This is a genomic window from uncultured Brachyspira sp. (assembly GCF_944393015.1).
In the GTDB taxonomy this organism is placed as follows: domain Bacteria; phylum Spirochaetota; class Brachyspiria; order Brachyspirales; family Brachyspiraceae; genus Brachyspira.
Genome location: NZ_CALXYQ010000009.1, coordinates 56,217 through 72,894 on the forward strand (window position 1 = coordinate 56,217; position 16,678 = coordinate 72,894).

Consider the following 16,678-nt stretch of genomic DNA (forward strand, 5'->3'; position numbering starts at 1 on the left):
TGAAAATTTTTAGTATATTTCAAATTAATTTTCTATGCTTATTTTGGCAATTGCAATTTTTACAATCGCATGAACATTTATTATTATGATTATTTAATTTATTTATGTTTTTTACTGCCTGAGTTATTAAAAAAATTAATGCTGCTACTACTATAAATGCTACTATGACTATATCCATAACATTCCTTTATACATTTGTTTGTATTAATACAAAATATGTTTTAATATTCTAACAAATTTTATACAATAGTCAATATACCTATAAAAATAATATAATAAAATATATAAAAAAACAGAGAGATATAAAAATCCCTCTGTTTTAATACTCACATTGATCAATTAAATATTAATTATCCTAAATGCTTCTGTATTATAGGCATAAGTATTTTAATTAAAAGAAGTGCTGATAATATCCAAGTTAATAATGATATATCTCTATTTTTACCAGAAACGAATTTTAATATAGTAAATGATAATACTCCGAAAGTTATACCTTCAGCTATACTATAAGCGAAAGGCATAAATATTATACATATAAAAGCAGGAATTGCCTCTGTATAATCATTGAAATTAATCTCTAATATAGGAGTCATCATGAATAATCCAACTATAATCAAAGCAGGTGCAGTAGCAGCAGAAGGTATAGCTAAAAATATATGTGATAAGAATAATGAAACAGCAAATAATATAGCAACAACAAGTGAAGTTAAACCTGTTTTACCGCCTTCAGCAACACCTGATGCACTTTCTACATAAGTAGTAACAGTAGAAGTACCTAAGCATGCACCTACAACTGTTCCAACAGCATCAGCAAATAAAGCCTGTTTACATCTAGGAACTTCCCCATTTTTTGTAAGCATATCTGCTTTAGTACATACTCCAACTAATGTACCTACTGTATCAAATATATCAACAAAAAGGAAAGTAAATAATACTATAAACATATTAGGAGTAAGTATATTGCTGAAATCAAGTTTGAAAGCTATAGGTTCTAATGAAGGAGGTATAAAGCTAGCATCAGGAGACATTTTTGTAAGTCCCATAGGAATACCGATTATTGCTGTAATAAATATACCTAAAAGTATTGCACCTTTTACATTATATGCTAATAAAATTGCTGTTATAAGGAGTCCTATAATAGCAAGTAATGCACTGCCTGAAGTGATGTTGCCTAGTCCAAGTAAAGTAGCATCATTATTAACTATAATTTTAGAATTTTGAAGCCCTATAAAAGCTATGAATAATCCTATACCTACTGAAATAGCTCTTTTCATATTAACAGGTATACTATTAACTATAGCCTCTCTTACATTAAAAATAGTAAGAACAACAAATATAATACCTTCTATAAATACGGCTGTTAAAGCAGTTTGCCAGCTATAGCCCATACCCAATACTACAGTATAAGCAAAGAAAGCATTAAGTCCCATACCAGGTGCTAAAGCAAAAGGAAGATTAGCAAGTAAAGACATTATCAAAGTTGCTATTATTGCAGATACTACTGTAGCTGTAAATACTGCTCCTTTGTCCATACCTGTGGCACCAAGTACATCAGGGTTTACTGCTAGTATATAAGCCATTGTCATGAAAGTAGTAAAGCCGGCTATTACCTCTGTTTTTACATTAGTACCATATTCTTTTAACTTGAAAAATTTGTCCATAAAATATATTCCTTATAACAGTTTTTTCTTCATAACTATTTTTAATTATGAAAGCTATAATATATATGAGATTATAATTTTTGCAATATTTTTTTATTTATAAATACAGATTAAATCCTAATTAAGAATAAAGAAATAAAAAATGAAATTCTAAAAATTTGAAAAGCAGTATTATAATTAATTAAATAAGAAATTTAAATTTAATATAAAAAAACATATACGCATAAATATAATTTATTTGCATATATGTTTTGTATTTTTCGCAGTATTAATTATAATTTTTTATTATTCTATTTTTGTCAAATCATAATCATTCATTTCACCAGTACTAGAATTATTTTCTAGTAATTTTCCGCCTGATATTTCACTATCACTATTAAATTGTATTGTGTATGTAGTACTTTCTAATACAAAAGAAAATTCTGTAGCTGTAGAATAAATATCTTTTGAAATATTTATTTTCTTATCCTCAGTTATTACCGGTTTTCCGCTAGACTTTTCCAAATAAATTATATTTGCTTGATCATCAAGTTTAAACATTATTCTAATTCTGAAAGTTTCTCGAATTGCAATACCTTCATAGGTTCCCTTTCTTTGAGAAATAGTTATTATATTACTACTAGGATTAGTTACTATATCACCGCAGCTTAAAATAAAAACAGACACAATTAAAATTATAATTTTATTAATATGTTTAGTCATTTTTCTATTCTTTTATTAATATTGTAAACACAAGTTATCTACAATAATTATTACAGCTTAATACTTATTGTAAAATAGCAAATGTTTTTTGATTTTATATTTCTTTTATTCTATAAAAAATAATGAATTGTCAAGATTACTTGAAGAACAATAAAAAATATAATACTATTACCCATGCTAAGCAAAACAAAAAATATAATCAATATTAAAATTATACTTTCAATAAAAAACAATATTGTATAAAACATGCGTTAATCAAAGCTATAAATTTAAAAAAACTTGGGCGGGCATGCTTTTTCTAACTAATCAGAAAAAATATTTTAAATAAACTTTTCAACAAAAAACGATAAATATAAATAGATTGGAGTAAAAATAAAATTAAAAAATAATATTTTATTAACTATAAGGAAATATATTTATGAAGAAAAATAATGTATACAGAAATGAAAAAATAGAAGGAAGAAGTTTTTTCGGTATTATTAAAAATAATTCTTATTTTCTTTCTAATTTAGCAATTTATGAAGATGGTATAGTTAGTGCTTGGTCTAAATTTGATATTTATCAGTTTGAAAAAGCATTGGAGAGAAAATGGGTTGTATCATTTACAGAAGATAATGAAAAATTAGATATTCATGGTATAGGTGATTTTAAAATTTTAGAATCACAGTGGTTTCATAAAGATGATTATTATGAATACATTAAAAGCATATTAAAAGAAATGAATCCTAAAATGCAGAATATTTATAAAACCACTCAGAGAGAGATAGAAAAATGGGAAAAATTAAAAGTATCATTTATGGCTAATCCTATTGATTTTAAAATGAAAGGACAATTCGGGTATGATTTATCCGACGGTAAAAGTTATTTTATATTCAGAAAATCTTCTAATTACTCATCCAGCAAAGAAATATTTTTAACCTGCTATACCATTTATGATGATGAAACAATATCCATATATAATGATGATAATATATATAATTTTGATGATATAAAAAAGATGTTTGATAAAAATGAACTACTTTTATATCCTAAAGAAGATGATACCATAATAATAGAGAATCTTTCCAAACTTAAATTAAAACCATCTATAAAATACACAAATAAAAAAGAAAAATTAAAAGAGATAGAAGAAAATATAAAAGAGATTTCAGGTAAAGAAAATGCTTTTGATTATGCAATAAAATGCTACCATGATTATCTTGTATATCCTTCAGATGATAATAGAGAATTATTAAAAGATGCTTATGAGAAAGTACCTGAACATGAAAGAATGTTTTTAGGTGATATGGACAATAAAGATACTGATTTTAGAAGAATAATATATACTCCTAATATAAAAAGAGAAGTATGAGATTTATTATCTCGCATGTTAATAAAAACAAAAAATATAAAAAAATTAAAATTACACTTAAAATAAAAAACAATATTATATAAAACATGCGTTAAGTAAATCTATAAATTTAAAAAATCTTGGGCGGGCATCTTTTTTTCTTAATTAAGCAAAAAATTTAAATAAAATATTATATTACAAAATAGATAATAAACCTAAAGGGCGGGGTATGTAATTTAAGTTTTAAAATTTAATTACAACCCCACCCTCTATATTTTAAATATTAATCTGCAATATAAATTTTTATTTTCTTGCTGCCAAATTAGAATTTGTTAGCACCCACCCAAGCAGATATTTAAATTTATAGCATATACAACGCACGATTAACTAAACTTAAATATTATAAAAAATTCATAATTATAATTTTTATTATATTAAAAATTCAGTTCACCGTGCGGGAATTCTTTTAGTTATTCTCACCATACCAATCAACATTGCGAGTGAAGTACATAGCAAGAGCAATAACAGCAAATAACCCTAAAGTTCCCATAAGCAATGCATAATCAGTAAGCTGAAGTATTCCAAATAAGAATATGTATATCAAAGCCTCTACAATAGCCATTGAAATAGTGTACTTCGGAGATTTTATAATGTAGCCTATATATATTGAAGTTAAAGCCGTTACCATCAATGCACTTATAAAATAACTAATGTTGAAGTTTATGTGCTCTGATATAGCTAAAAGTAGTAGGTAGAATATTGCATTAGCTATACCTATTAATATATATTGAACAGGGTGTATTCTTTTCTTTGAAAGTACTTCGCATAAAAATAATACAAAAAACGGAATGAATATAAATAATATTGCATACTTCACGCTTCTTGATGTTTTCTGATAATTATCATTGAGAAGTAGAAAAGATATTAAAACATTGTTTGATGATCTATTAACATTTTGATCGGCAGTGAAGTATTGAGTATCATCAATATTATCTGCTCTATTTGCATTTTCATCGCTAGTCCAATACTTAGTAAATGCTGTATTAAAACTGGCTATATTCCACTCGGCATTGAATCCCTCATTATTAACTTCTCTCTTTGTAGGTAAAAATCCTCCTGTAAAACTAGGGTCTTTCCATTTTGAAGATATTTTAAAAGTGTTTTCAGAAGCTAATGGAGTTATCATAAGAGAGTTTCCTCCTTGAATGTCCATTGTAATATTAAAATCAAAACCATTTAATATTCTATCTCTTGAAATGGTATAGAAGAATTTATTATTAAACATATTTAAAGCTATACTAATATTTTTCTCATAATATTTAAGTTCTTCATTTTCATTAACTAATATAGTAGGAAGCTTCATAAGATTCTTTTTATTTCCTATTCCTAATATAATCATAGCCTCATCATAAAGTATAGTATCATTATTTTCATCTAAATTATATATTTCAGCATTGTACTTATCGAATCTTCCTGTAATATTTAATTTAGAATTGAATATAGGTGCTTTAAATATTCCTCTATTTAAACTTGAAACTTCAACATCGCCCGTAACATTATATTCATTAGGCATATAAAAAATATATTTTCTTATATAGCTTATCTCTTTAGTTTCGCTGTCAATAACCCTAGTTAAATAAGGTATTGCAACAACTATACCTTGTATATTGGCACTGCTTCCCACAGGCTCTATTATAGAAGATACAGCCTCTCTTTGATAACTGATTCTATCTCTTACAACACTGTTTATAAAAGACATAGGTATCAAAAGCAAAAGACCTAATATCACTATTATAAGTATTTTAAAACCTAAAGTTTTTGTTATCTCATTAAAATTTTTTATCATTATATTTACCCCATAAAAAGTTATTTTCTAAAAATTTTGTTTGATATAAAAAACCATAATACCATAAATAGGTAATAAAAAATAGTAATAATAAAAATATATTAAAAAATTATTATATAATATGATTTGTAGTATAATAGGTAGAATAATTTAAATATTATCTTTTTCTTAATATAACAATATGTTCATTGCACATCGTTTCTAATTTTTTACCAACTGTATTTGTCGGAGAGTTTAATGAAGGCATAACTTTATTAATTATATTCCTATCAATTGTATAAACATAATCCATATCATATTTACTTGCAATTTCTTTTATTATCTTATCTGTCTTTAAAAGTTCTCCTTTAACGGTTCTATTGCCTACAACCCAAAATTGATAACCGCCTGTTTTAGTTTTTTTAGAAATAGCTGATATCGCCTTTTCTAAATCTAAATAAAAACTATATACATCGCCTGCACGCTCTAAATCAATATCTTTAATAATTTCTAAAGATTTAGTTAAAGTTTTGCTTGGAATCGAAAATTCAAATCCCTTTCTAAACTTAGCTCCTCCCATCAATGTTTTATCAATCATCATTATTTCTTTTTCAGAAAGTCCGAATAAATCTATCCATTGAAGTGATAATCTGCTGTATTCTCCATAAGCAACCGTTGTTCTGTTGTCTCCATAAGGCGGAGATGTAATTACTAAATCAATAGATGAATCATCAATATCAAACAAGTCTATAACATTATTATTAAATATCCTAACTTTTGAAATGCTTCCATTTTTATTACAAGCTTCAGCAAAGCCATTCATTTTTTCTATATTTTTATCTAAAATATCAGTGAATTCTTTTAATACATTAGGCTTAAAACTTTTTACTTTTATCGGAGGCATTCTAAACATTTTAAACTCTCCGTTTCTGCGATTAGATACAAGCCTAACTGATTCGCTAAATGCCGCAAATACAAAATTTCGTATATTTTCATCTTCAATTTTTAATATATGATTTTTAATCATTTGAAGCTGCAATATTACCCTTGGCTTAAACCAATAGCCTATATTTTTAAAATTAGGTACTTCAAAATTAATTTTTTTTGAATCTACATATTTTTTAAGATATACAGGAGCATCATTTCCCCATCCGTCTTTTGAGGTAAGATCAAGAGTTTTTTCAAAATACTCATCTGCCATTTCATAAAAATCTATATTTTCATTATAATCATCATTAATTTGTTTTAATAAAATCGAAGCTTCTTTTTTAAGTTTATTTATATTAAGTTTATTAGTTTTTACTTTTGAAATAAATATTGCAAGAGGATTGATATCATTTCCATATATAGTCTTAATATTAGCAAGCATACCTTCAACAAGTACTGTACCTGAACCGGAAAATGGATCAAATAAAGAATCTACTTCCATAATTTGTCTAACTATATTAATAATATTCCTGCTTATAGGAGAAACCATTACAGCTGGATAACTATGGATGCTATGTGTATATTCTTTTGTATTCTCATATTTAAAATCCCAATAATTATTAGGCAATTTTTTAAGTATAGATATTAATTTATTATCTGTTTCTATATGATTAATTATTGATTTTTTATTCATAGTTTTATTATAATAGACTGCTTAATATATTGTCTGCATTGTATTATTAATAATAAATAAAATCAATAATAATAAAAAAGTGCAGAATAATTAATCCTGCACCTTTTATTATTTTATATTATAATTTTTTATTTACTTTTTTGTCTGTTTTTTTATTTGTTTTTTGTTTTCCGATTTATTTGATTTATTTAGCTTATTCAATTTAAACATAAAATCAAACACCTCTTTAACATCTTTTACAGGATGGAAAGTTAAGCCCTTTTTAACATTTTCAGGAATCTCATCTAAATCCCTAATATTCTCATAAGGTATTATAATATGCTTAATGAATCCAAGCCTTTTTGCCGCTATAGTCTTTTCTTTAAGTCCGCCTATAGGCAAAACTTTTCCATTCAATGAAAGCTCACCTGTCATAGCAGTATCATTTCTTATAACTTTATTCATAGAAAGCGAAAGCAAAGCAGTAGCCATAGTAATACCTGCTGAAGGGCCGTCTTTAGGAGTAGCTCCTTCAGGAATATGCAAGTGAATCATAGCATCATTAAAATAATTTTCAGGAACGCCATAATCTTTGGCAACGCTTTTTACATAACTATAAGCTATCTCTACACTCTCGCTCATAACATCGCCAAGCTGTCCTGTTACCTGTATGTTTCCGGAATCTTTTTTCTCTGATACTTTTATCGATTCTATAGTAAGAGTTGCACCGCCTAAAGATGTCCAAGCTAAGCCTATAGAGTTTCCAGGCTTCAAATCCTTTTCTGTAAAGTCTTCTGTGAATATTGGCTTTTTAAGATACTTCTCTAAATCTTTTTCATCTACTGTATAGCTGTAAGTTTTTTTATTATGCTCTACAATATCAGCAGCGATTTTTCTGCATATTCTCTCTATTCTTCTTTCAAAATTTCTAACTCCAGCCTCTCTAGCATATCCGTCTATTATCGCACTTATAGCCTTATTAGTAAATTTGATATTTTTTATATCAAGTCCATGAGCTTTAACTTGTCTTGGTATAATATATTTAGAAGCTATTTTTAATTTCTCTTCCATTATGTATCCTGAAAGTCTTATAACTTCCATTCTGTCAAGCAAAGGTCTAGGAATTGTATCAAGAGTATTTGCTGTAGTGATGAATAAAACATTTGATAAATCGAAAGGCAAATCCAAATAATGATCTCTAAATGATGCATTCTGTTCTGGGTCTAAAACTTCAAGTAAAGCACTTGAAGGATCACCCTGAAAACTTGTTCCCAATTTATCAATTTCGTCAAGCATAAGAACAGGATTCTTAACTTTTACTATCTTCAAAGCCTCTATAATTTTACCAGGCATAGCACCTATATAAGTTCTTCTATGTCCTTTAATTTCAGCTTCATCTCTCATACCGCCTAAAGAAAATCTAAAGAAAGGTCTGTCTAATGCCTCAGCTATACTCTTACCTATAGAAGTTTTACCAACTCCCGGAGGGCCTACAAAACATAGTATAGAAGATTTTTTCTCCGGATTTAATTTTCTCACTGCTAAAAATTCGTATATTCTCTCTTTAACATCTTCAAGTCCGTAATGATCTCTGTCTAATATCTTTTTGCTTTTTGATATATCTTCTCTTTCTTTATTTTCTTTATTCCAAGGCAAAGCGAATAAGGTATCCAAATAGTTTTTAGAAACAGTATATTCCGGGGAATGAGTATCTATTGTAGAAATCTTTTCTATCTCCTGTTCCATTCTCTCTTTAACTTCATCTATAACATTAATCTCTTCAAGAGTTTTTTTGTATTTCTCTATATCTCTTTGTTTAGGGTCTGTATCATAACCTAATTCTTTTTTTATTTCTTTTAACTGTTCTTTTAAGAAATATTCTCTTTGCTGTTTTTGTACCTTTGAATTTATACTGCCTTGAATCTTTTGCTGTATTTCAGATATCTCTCTCTCTTTTTGAAGAAGAAGATGAACCTTTTCAAGTCTTTCCTGAATATCAAAAGTTTCAAGTATTTCCTGCTGACTTGCTCGCTCTACATTAAGCATAGATGTAACAAAATCGGCTAATCTTCCAGGATCATCAACATTAACCATAGTAAGACGCATTTCTTCAGTGAAAAGCGGATTATTCTCACTTATAGCTTTTATATCTGAAAGCAAAGCTCTAGTATATGCTTTTATTTCTTTGGCTTCTTTCTCATTTCTAAAAGGGTCTATATCAGGTATATAAAGAGGCTCTGCTCTTATTACAGGGTCTGTAGTTACAAATTTTATAACTTTATATCTTCGTATGGAATTTATAAGAAGATTAAGTCCGCCGTCAGGCAAATTTAATTTTTTGAATACTTTTACAACAACACCAACTTTATAAATTTCATCAACAGAAGGTGTTTTATTTTCAGACGGAGTATCAGAAATATATAAATTAAGTCCTAAAAATCCGTCATTTTCGGCTATAGCCTTATTCACAGCATCTGCATGATGAGCCGGTATCGGAAATGGTGCATAAAGCCCAGGAAATAAAGGCTTTCCCATTACCGGTATGATTATTAATCTTGAAGGTAATTTATCTTCCACAATTGCAACCGTATTATCATCTTTTTTACTATTATCACTATTTTTATTATTATCTAATTTATCCTTAGCCATTAACAAAACTCCTAATGATATTGTATAGTATAATATAAAATATACTTATAAGTCAAATAGCTTGTTAAGTATTTTATGCAATAAATATACCAATTTTTAAATTTATATTACTTTTCATACTGTATTTATTATATTTTATGATAAAGATAGACAAGGTGAAGTATATATATAGAAATAACTTTATTTATTTTGATAATTCTTCATTATTCTTACTTATTATAAAAATAAAATTATTATAATATCACAATAATAAAAAAGTGTTTTATTATATTTGTTTAATAATAAAACACTTATAATTATATATTGTATTTAATTTATACTGGTATTAAATAAAAACTATCTTAATTTGAAGAAATCAATCAATTTATTTAAATTTTTAGCCTCATTTAAAAGCAACTGAGAAGAAGAGCTAGCCTCCTCTACTAAAGCAGCATTTTGCTGAACAGAAGAATCCATTTCATTTATAGCAACATTAATCTGCCCTATTCCATTTTCCTGTTCTTTAGCAGCTATATTAACTTTCTGCATCAAATCAGAAACTTTATCCATTCTGTCTGCTATATCATTAAAAATATCCTTAGATTCATTAACGCTGGCAGCAGCTAAATTTATTTTATCATTACTATCAACTATAAGAGAAGTAATATTTTTTACGGATTCTTGTGTATTCTGTGCTAAATTTCTAACTTCGCTGGCTACAACAGCAAAACCTCTTCCCTGCTCTCCAGCCCTTGCCGCCTCTACTGAAGCATTAAGTGCAAGTATATTTGTTTGAAAGGCAATAGATTCTATCATTTTAGTTATATCCATTATTTTAGAACTTGACTCATAAACAGCATCCATTTTATTAACGCTTTCTTCTATTATCTTGCCTGCCTTGCCTACATAATCCTTTGCTTCAACAACCATATTTGTGCTGTCATATATATCAGAAACGGCAAATTTTACATTAGAAGCCATTTCATTCATAGTTGATGCTGTTTCCTCCAAGCTGGAAGCCTGCATTTCTGTTCTATTAGATAAATCATTATTTCCTGAAAGAACTTCATTGGCGGCACTTTCAACTTGTTCCGATGATTCTTTAACAGTATTCATAACATTATTTAAATTATCTAATATGCTTTTTATTGCTCTTGCTATATCTCCCCATTCATCTTTAAGTTCTGTAAATCCTGGAGGAGTATCCCAAGATATATCTCCTTTAGATAATTTAGTTAAATCCTGAGCAAGTAATTTAATGATAAATACAACTTTTTTCTTTATTATTAGAGGTGTAATAATAAATACTATTACTAATATTACAGCTAAAATTATAATCATAATATTTCTTATATTATTACTGTCTTCAAGTATTACATAATTAGGAACTAATATTTTCATACCCCAATTCTGACCTGTTTCAAGTTTTATGGGTACGAATATATATGTGGACTTAGTATTCAATGATGCACTGAAATCCTCAAATATCACAGTTTGACCTGCTTTTATACTTTCTAATACATTATTATCCCTATAATAAGGATATGCCTCATAAATATTTTTACCAACATGTGTTTCATTTTCTTTATTATAAAGAAGCGTACCATTATGATCAAATAAAGAAGTGAGAGTATTTTCAAAAGGATTAATATTATCCATTATAGGGGCTAATGATTCTATAAATATATCAACACCAGCAACGCCTATAATTTGACCGTTATTTTTTAAAGGTATAGACCAAGTATTCATTTTTACCATTTTTCCGCCTACTTCAAAATCATATATAGACGTAATATTAATATTTCCTGTAGTTACAGGCACTGAATAATAATCGCTTTTTAATTCTTCGCTTGTCATACCTCTGTCGGCAGCAGAACCATTATTTCTATATACATAATCAGAGAACATACCACCTGCTTCTGAATAGTTAGGATCATTTACATAATCAGCATCATTGCCCATCACATTATTTTTAAATATAAGAAACAAAGCTCCTGTATTATCAGGAAGAGTGCTAAAAAAATCTTTAGTTGTATTTTTATATACTTCTCTGTTTCTCTCTCCTGATCTATATAAATTATTTATTGTATATTCAAATGTACTTAAACTATCGAACGCTTCCTGAACAAGCGACTGCACTTTAGCGGCTTCACCTTTGGCACTTTCATCCAATACCTTATATGAAAGTTTTTTAGTAACATTATTAACAGAAAATATGTTAAATAAATTTGATATGATAAGCATGATGATAAAAGGAACAACTATAACCATACTTATTTTAAATTGCAGGCTATTAAAGATCTTCATTAAGGTATCTCCCAAAATATATTATAAATTATATTTATATTATTATACAATAATATGTATTTATATACAATTGTTGCTAATAAAAATTGTTCACAATAAGGCTCTGCCAAGTAAACTTAGCAGAGGTTCACAATTTTTATAATTAGATTTACAATATTTTAAATTATTATTCTATATTATTGTTGTTAATAAAAATTGTTACCCCATAAGACTAGCAATAATAAAAAACTATTTACACACCCCGCCCTTTATTCTTTATTATCTAATATATAATTTTCACTTTATTCTATCTTTTTGCTTTATTAGAAATTATAGCACCCGCCCAAGATTTTATTAAATTTATAGCCAATTCAGCACGCGTTTAGTTGACTGTGTATAATAGAATAATACTTTAATAATAACTGTTTTTAAATATAATATCATCTAACCGCGTGTTAATAAAATTTGTTATTTAAAGAATTTTAATATATAATTGCACAAACTATGGATAAAGAAAGCATAACAAATGCTGAAGAAAACTCTTATGATAAGCCCAATAATAATATAAGACCTCAAGGTTTTGATGATTTTTTGGGACAGAAAAATATAAAATCAAAATTGAAAGTCTTTATAGATAGTGCTAAAAAAAGAGATGTTTCTTTAGATCATATATTATTTTACGGTCCTCCAGGACTTGGAAAAACTACATTAGCTCAAATAATAGCAAATGAAATGGGAAGCAATATAAAAGCTACATCAGCACCCATAATAGAGCGTCCAGGAGATTTGGCTTCTATACTCACTACTTTGGGTGAAAAAGATATACTATTCATAGATGAAATACATAGACTTAGAACTGTAGTTGAAGAGGTACTTTATTCAGCTATGGAGGATTTTTTCGTAGATATAAAGGTGGGAGAAGGAACATCTGCTAAAAGTTTCAGAGTGAAATTACCGCATTTTACTTTAATAGGTGCTACAACAAGAAGCGGTTTATTAAGTACGCCTTTATATGATAGATTCGGAATAGTAGAAAGACTGGAATTTTATACTAATGAAGATTTGGCTAATATAGTAAAGAGAAGTTCTGAATTTCTTAATATAGATATTACAGATGAGGCTGCAATTTCCATAGCTTCAAGATCGAGAGGAACACCTAGAATAGTTAATAGGCTTTTAAGAAGAGTTTTTGACTTTGCCACCGTACATGATGTTTTAAAAATAGACGAAGAATTTGCCTGTGATTCTCTTGAAAAATTGGGAATAGATAAAAACGGTTTTGAAGCACTTGACAAACTTTATTTAAATACTATTATTAAACATTATAACGGAGGCCCTGTAGGAGTTGATACTTTATCAGTATCTTTATCCGAACAGATAGAAACTATAGAAGATGTAATAGAGCCTTATCTTATACAATGCGGCTTTATAAAAAGAACGCCAAAAGGCAGAGTTGCTACAAATAAGGCTTATGGTTACTTAAATCTTTCTTCAAAGTATGACGATAATTATGAAGAAGAAAGAGGATTATTTGATTTTTAAGGAGCTTACTATTTTAATTACAGACGATACTTTAACAAAAGAAAAAAAGTCCAATGCTCAGTTGGATAAATATTATTTGGAAGAAACTTCGAAAGATGTAAAAAATTTAGCTAAACAATTTGTAGGAAACTTCAAAGATGCTAATAAATCTGCTGATAATTCAAATTCTAGATTCGATATAAGCTATAAGAAAAATGTTAAATTAACTCCTTCTTCAAGATATAAAGCCCCAAGAGCAAAAATAAAATTTAATAGAACTAAAAAAATACTTAATAAATTATATAATTCTACTTACGGAATAAGACATATATTTAAATCAGTTGTGGAAGCTATTAAAAGAAAGGGCAACCATGAAAGAAGCATACTTATATTCTATGATGATGAAGAGCATGGTGTTAGACTTCCTATCAATAATTTCATGATTTTATTTCTTGTATTAGTATTTTCTGCTTTAATCTATACAGGTTATGATGCATATATTAGACAGAAAGAAGCTAGAGAATTTTATAATACTCTCTCAGCAAGAGAAGCTAAAACTTATACATTAATAGAAGATTATAAAAAATCTCTTAATAGATTCTCTAAAGCATTAACTGAATATAATAATGTTATCAAATCTATATCTTATGCAATAGATTATAATGATATGGGTACATTTAACAATAATAATAATGAATCCGGAAACATTGAAAAGATGTTAAGCGAATTAGATTCATATCAGAAGAATATTCTTTCATTTATGGAAGTATCTCCAAAAATACATAAAGAAATTCCTTTAGGCTGGCCCGTTGCAGGAGGCGGAAGAATATCAAGCGGATTCGGAGCCAGACTTTCTCCTTTCAATCAGGAAAAAAGTTATCACTATGGTGTAGATATAGCAGGTCCTTATGGTACTCCTATACTTGCTGTTGCTGATGGTACTGTTACATTTGCAGGATGGAGAAACGGTTACGGTTGGTTTGTTTTAATTACTCATGCTAATGGTTATCAAACTGCTTATGGGCATAACTCTAAACTTCTTGTTGATTATGGTCAGAAGGTAAAAAGAGGCGAAAAAATAGCACTAATAGGAAATACTGGAAGAACTACAGGAATACACTGCCATTTCGAGATTAGAGTTGGAGGAGATCATAAGAATCCTATGCCTTATTTGAGTGCTAGATTCTAATATTTATATTTTTATACTAATCTATTTACTCTAGTATTATATGAATGAACATGATTCTAAACAGAGATATTTAGGAGAATTCTATACTCCTTTAAATTTTGCTGAAAAATCTTTATCATATATATTTGATGTAATAGACAAAAAAGAATTAGAAAACGGCAATTATCGAATATGGGATATGTCCTCTGGGACTGGAAATTTAGAATATTATCTTGATAAGAAATATCATAAATATCTTTATATGTCCACAATAGATGAAAATGATATAGAATATTCCAAAGAAAAATTTAAAAATGCCTGCTTGTTTCAATATGATTATCTCAATGATGATATAAAAGATAATGATTTTGAATATAATAAACTTCCGCAAAAACTTCAATATGATTTAAATAATAAAGATATAAAATGGCTTATATTAATCAATCCGCCTTATGCCACAAGTCAGGTAGCAGGTACAAACTCGAAAAGCAAAAAAAATGTAAGCATAAGCAAGATTAGAGATTTGATGCATAAAGAAAAACTTGGTGATGCATCAAGAGAATTATATGCACAGTTCATGTTTAGAATACATAAAGAGTTTAAAGATAAAAATAAAGTTTATCTTGCCATATTTTCTAAAACTAATTATATAAAATACAATAACAATGAAAAGTTTAGAAATAAGGTATGCAATTACAAATTTTTAAATGGCTTTATTTTCTCTTCATCTAATTTTGACAACACATCAAAAACTACCCCATTTCCTGTAAGCTTTATAATTTGGGAAATAAATAATAATCATAACATAAAAACAGAAAATATTATTCTCGATGTTCTTGATGATAATTGCAATATAATAAATAAAAAAAGTTATAATGTAATAGAAAGCGATAATCTTCTTAACAAATGGATAAAAAGAATAAAAACTTCCTCAACATTTGTACCGCTTTCATCAGCAATAAAAGTAAAAACATCAGGAAAAGACATAAGAGATAAAGTATGCGATGGCTTTATAGGTTCACTTATGAGCTGCGGAAGTGATTTGCAAAAACAAAATCTTACAGCAATATTTTCTGCTCCTCAGGCTTCTGCCGGCTCTCTTTCAATCACAAAAGAAAATTTTGAAAAAGCCATGATAATACATGCCGTTAGAAGAACTGCTAAAGTTGACTGGCTTAATGGAAGCGATCAATTTTGCATACCTAAAAATGAATTGAAGCGAAAATTTATATTAGATTGTGTGATATGGACTTTATTTTCTACTTCCAATCAAACATCCGCTATGGATAATATATTTTATAAAGATAAATACTATACTATCATAAATCATTTTTACCCTTTTGATTATAAAAAAGTATATTCCGGCTGTACTTTCTTCAAATACGATAATGAAAAAAGATTCTGCTTTGAATATTTAGAAAATAACAAAGACTATATATCTGATGAAGCATCTGAATTGATGAATAGTGCAGAAGAACTTTATAAATATTTTTATTCCAATATAGAAAAAATCAATAAAGAAAAATTCAAAATATCTTTATGGGACACTGGATTTTGGCAGATAAGAAAATCTCTTAAAGATGTTAAATTAGCTTCGGATATATTAAAAGAAATCAAAATAAAAAGAAATATATTAAAAAAGAAGATATCAGAAAATACAGATGATTTTATTTTTTAGTTTTATGTATTTTTTAAGTTTTTAATTTTTTTAACGCACGCTAAGCTAAACTAAAAACATAAATAAAATAAGTAATACAACTTTTATTATATTAAAAAATCTTCTTACCGTGCGGTAAATATACTGAAAATTTTTAAGTTTGTCAACTGATGCACTTTATATAAATTTTATCTACTTTTTTGGCGCACAAAAAAGTAGCAAAAAACGCAAATGATAGAACTTTATATTAAAAACATGTCTATTAAATATAGGGTATAGCCTATAAAAATGCAGTCTTTC

Annotated in this window: 11 protein-coding genes; 4 read left to right on the forward strand and 7 right to left on the reverse strand. The window is 27.4% G+C overall.

Annotated features, from left to right (window positions below; translation table 11 throughout):
- Window positions 1-19: 19 nt before the first annotated feature.
- From Q0K19_RS05075 to Q0K19_RS05085, 3 genes are all read right to left on the reverse strand, one after another.
- Complete coding sequence (locus Q0K19_RS05075) at window positions 20-178, reverse strand: FeoB-associated Cys-rich membrane protein (protein ID WP_297245967.1); 159 nt, start codon at window positions 176-178, stop codon at window positions 20-22.
- A gap of 172 nt (window positions 179-350) precedes the next feature.
- Window positions 351-1,661 (reverse strand): NCS2 family permease, encoded by a 1,311-nt coding sequence (locus Q0K19_RS05080; RefSeq protein ID WP_297245969.1) that lies wholly within the window; start codon window positions 1,659-1,661, stop codon window positions 351-353.
- A 285-nt stretch (window positions 1,662-1,946) separates the two neighbouring features.
- Entirely contained in the window at window positions 1,947-2,363 is a 417-nt protein-coding gene (locus Q0K19_RS05085; RefSeq protein WP_297245971.1) for a hypothetical protein, read from the reverse strand.
- 418 nt (window positions 2,364-2,781) lie between these two features.
- Here Q0K19_RS05085 and Q0K19_RS05090 point away from each other — a divergent pair, with 418 nt between their 5' ends.
- Window positions 2,782-3,714 (forward strand): hypothetical protein, encoded by a 933-nt coding sequence (locus Q0K19_RS05090; protein ID WP_297245973.1) that lies wholly within the window; start codon window positions 2,782-2,784, stop codon window positions 3,712-3,714.
- 445 nt (window positions 3,715-4,159) lie between these two features.
- On the opposite strand, the gene creD is transcribed toward Q0K19_RS05090, so the two are convergent.
- From creD to Q0K19_RS05110, 4 genes are all read right to left on the reverse strand, one after another.
- A complete protein-coding gene (creD, locus tag Q0K19_RS05095) occupies window positions 4,160-5,539 on the reverse strand; it encodes a cell envelope integrity protein CreD (RefSeq protein WP_297245975.1) in 1,380 nt (459 codons plus the stop codon).
- A 157-nt stretch (window positions 5,540-5,696) separates the two neighbouring features.
- A complete protein-coding gene (locus Q0K19_RS05100; RefSeq protein ID WP_297245976.1) occupies window positions 5,697-7,139 on the reverse strand; it encodes a DNA methylase in 1,443 nt (480 codons plus the stop codon).
- 132 nt (window positions 7,140-7,271) lie between these two features.
- Window positions 7,272-9,767 (reverse strand): endopeptidase La, encoded by a 2,496-nt coding sequence (gene lon / locus Q0K19_RS05105; RefSeq protein ID WP_297245979.1) that lies wholly within the window; start codon window positions 9,765-9,767, stop codon window positions 7,272-7,274.
- Window positions 9,768-10,103: 336 nt separating this feature from the next.
- Window positions 10,104-12,053, reverse strand: a complete 1,950-nt coding sequence (locus tag Q0K19_RS05110) for a methyl-accepting chemotaxis protein (RefSeq protein ID WP_297245981.1) — start codon at window positions 12,051-12,053, stop codon at window positions 10,104-10,106.
- Between the two features lie 483 nt (window positions 12,054-12,536).
- Here Q0K19_RS05110 and ruvB point away from each other — a divergent pair, with 483 nt between their 5' ends.
- From ruvB to Q0K19_RS05125, 3 genes are read left to right on the forward strand one after another with little or no spacing between them, the layout of a single operon-like run.
- Window positions 12,537-13,574, forward strand: a complete 1,038-nt coding sequence (gene ruvB, locus Q0K19_RS05115) for a Holliday junction branch migration DNA helicase RuvB (RefSeq protein ID WP_014486656.1) — start codon at window positions 12,537-12,539, stop codon at window positions 13,572-13,574.
- The gene (locus Q0K19_RS05120) at window positions 13,564-14,742 is read left to right on the forward strand and encodes a M23 family metallopeptidase (RefSeq protein ID WP_297246020.1); all 1,179 of its coding nucleotides are present in this window, start codon (window positions 13,564-13,566) and stop codon (window positions 14,740-14,742) included. Before ruvB ends, Q0K19_RS05120 begins: the two co-directional genes overlap by 11 nt.
- 40 nt (window positions 14,743-14,782) lie before the next feature.
- On the forward strand, window positions 14,783-16,399 hold the full coding sequence (locus Q0K19_RS05125; RefSeq protein ID WP_297245984.1) for a hypothetical protein: 1,617 nt from the start codon (window positions 14,783-14,785) through the stop codon (window positions 16,397-16,399).
- Window positions 16,400-16,678: the final 279 nt, after the last annotated feature.